Source organism: Nocardia cyriacigeorgica NBRC 100375, assembly GCF_000308555.1.
Lineage (GTDB): Bacteria > Actinomycetota > Actinomycetes > Mycobacteriales > Mycobacteriaceae > Nocardia > Nocardia cyriacigeorgica.
The window spans coordinates 1-2,237 of record NZ_BAFY01000106.1 but is presented as its reverse complement, the minus strand read 5'-3'; the positions used below and the strand labels follow the sequence as shown (position 1 = coordinate 2,237).

General features: G+C 68.0%; 2 protein-coding genes. Both read right to left on the bottom strand.

All coding sequences use genetic code 11. The features are described 5' to 3' along the window. Window positions 1-293: 293 nt before the first annotated feature. Window positions 294-1,586, bottom strand: coding sequence for a tyrosine--tRNA ligase (gene tyrS, locus RJ05_RS10090; protein ID WP_036536014.1), 1,293 nt, complete (start codon window positions 1,584-1,586; stop codon window positions 294-296). 236 nt (window positions 1,587-1,822) lie between these two features. Continuing rightward, window positions 1,823-2,236 carry a DoxX family protein gene (locus tag RJ05_RS10085; protein WP_036536012.1) on the bottom strand — a complete coding sequence of 138 codons (414 nt, stop codon included), beginning with the start codon at window positions 2,234-2,236 and terminating at the stop codon, window positions 1,823-1,825. Window position 2,237: the final 1 nt, after the last annotated feature.

Genomic DNA, 2,237 nt, shown 5'->3' with positions numbered 1-2,237 from the left:
ACTCCAGGTTCTAGCTGGGGCTTCTGTGAGGCAACTTTTCTATCTTAGCCAGTCCAAGACTCGGAGTCAAACACCGGCTGAACCTGCTTCGTCAGGCGCTCCTCGTCCTACCTCGTTTCCCAGGCCCTGTGGGCTCCGGGTCGGTGTCCGTGTCGCTCTGACGTTGAATAAGTTACGCGGCGGAGAACATCACGTCAAATCGCCACGTCAGCGTGCTGTTCATGCTGGTCAGGGGCTCGCCGGCGGGCTTGGAAACGGCCTGAATCACACGGATGTGACTCAGGCCACCAAGATCAATTTCCGCCGGCCCGCAGGACGCCGGCGAAGTTGCGCTTGCCACGGCGCAGCACCAGCCACCGATCGTGCAGGTAGTCGCCCGTTCCTGGGGTCCACTCGATGTCGGTGACGCGCTCGTTGTTCACCGAGGCACCGCCCTCGTTCACCGCGCGACGGGCCGCGCCGCGGCTCTCGCACAGCCCGGAAGCCACCAGCAGATCGACGATGGTGTTCGGCTGACCGGGGGCGATCTCGGCGACGGTGCCGTCGACGGCGGCCTCACGCAGCGCCGCCGCGAGGGTCGGCTCGTCGAGCTCACGCAGATCGGCGCGACCGAACAGGGCCTGGCTGGCCAGCTGCACCGAGCGGGTGTGCTCGGGGCCGTGCACCAGGTCGGTCATCTCCGCGGCCAGCCGACGCTGAGCTTCCCTGGCGTGCGGGCGTTCGGCGGTGGCCTGCTCGAGTTCGGCCAGTTCCTCGCGGTCGAGGAAGGTGAACCAGCGCAGGTAGCGGACGACGTCGGCGTCGGCGGTATTCACGAAGTACTGGTACCAGGCGTAGGGGCTGGTCATCTCCGGGTCGAGCCACAGGCTGCCGCCACCGGTGGACTTGCCGAACTTCTTGCCGTCGGCCGAGGTCACCAGCGGGACGGTGAGCGCGTGCACGTGGGCGCCGTCGACGCGGCGGTTGAGCTCGACGCCCGCGATGATGTTGCCCCACTGATCCGAGCCGCCGACCTGGAGCACGCAGCCGTGGTTGCGGCGCAGCTGTAGGTAGTCGTTGGCCTGCAACAGCATGTAGCTGAACTCGGTGTAGGAGATGCCTTCGCCGTCGAGCCTGCGTTTGACGGTGTCGCGGGCGAGCATGACGTTGACCGAGAAGTGCTTGCCGATATCGCGCAGGAAGTTCACGGCCGAGAGTTGCCCGGTCCACTCCATGTTGTTCACGATCATCGCGCCGGTCGGCGAGTCGTCGATGTCGACGAAGCGTTCGAGCTGCGAGCGGATGCGGTCGGCCCATTCGGCGACGGTGTCGGCGGAGTTCATGGTGCGCTCGCCCACGTCGCGTGGGTCGCCGATGAGGCCGGTGGCGCCGCCGGCCAGCACGATCGGCCGATGACCCGCGCGCTGGAATCGCTTCAATGCCAGTAGCGGCACCAGGTGACCGGCGTGCAGGCTGGCCGCGGTGGGGTCGAACCCGGCGTAGAGGCTCTGCGGGCCCTCGGCCAGCGCGGCGCGCAGGGCGTCGAGGTCGGTGGACTGCGCGATCAAGCCGCGCCAGGTCAGTTCGTCGATGATGTGGCCGCTCACGCCGTCTCATCTTTCCGTACGGCGGTCCGGTGCCGATGCGCAGGTCCCGGCGCAAATCGCGCGACCGGCCGCAGGCGTACCGGCCGAAGACGGCGACGGCCACCTGGTACGACGCCAGGAGCGTCGCGACCAGATGGCCGCCGGACCGATCACCGCCAACCCGACACATGATCGATCGCCGAAAGCACGACACGGCGATCGGTGGTTACCGATCGCCGGTCGTGCTCAGGGTCGGGTCATCGCGAGAGTGCGGTGCGCAGCTCGGCGATGGTGGCGCGGCGCTCGTAGGCGATCCAGGCGAAGATCGCGGCCAGCACCAGCGGGAAGATCGACATCTCGGGGGCGTCGGCGATGAACGCCTGGGTGGCGGCTGCCAGCACGGTGAGCACGCTCAGGCCCGCGGCGGCCAGTGCGCTCAGCTTCGGCACCATCAGCCCGATACCGCCGGCGACCTCGACCACGCCGATGAAGATGAGCAGCCCGATCGGGATGGTCAGGTTCGCCGGCGCGTTGTCCACCAGCGACTGCGGCATCACGAGCTTCGGGCCGCCGGAGGCGATAATGAAGAAGAGGCCGAGCACGATCTGCAGGGTCCACAGGACGCGGTTGCGGACGGTGCCGGGACGGTAGGAGACGGCGGGGGCGGCGATG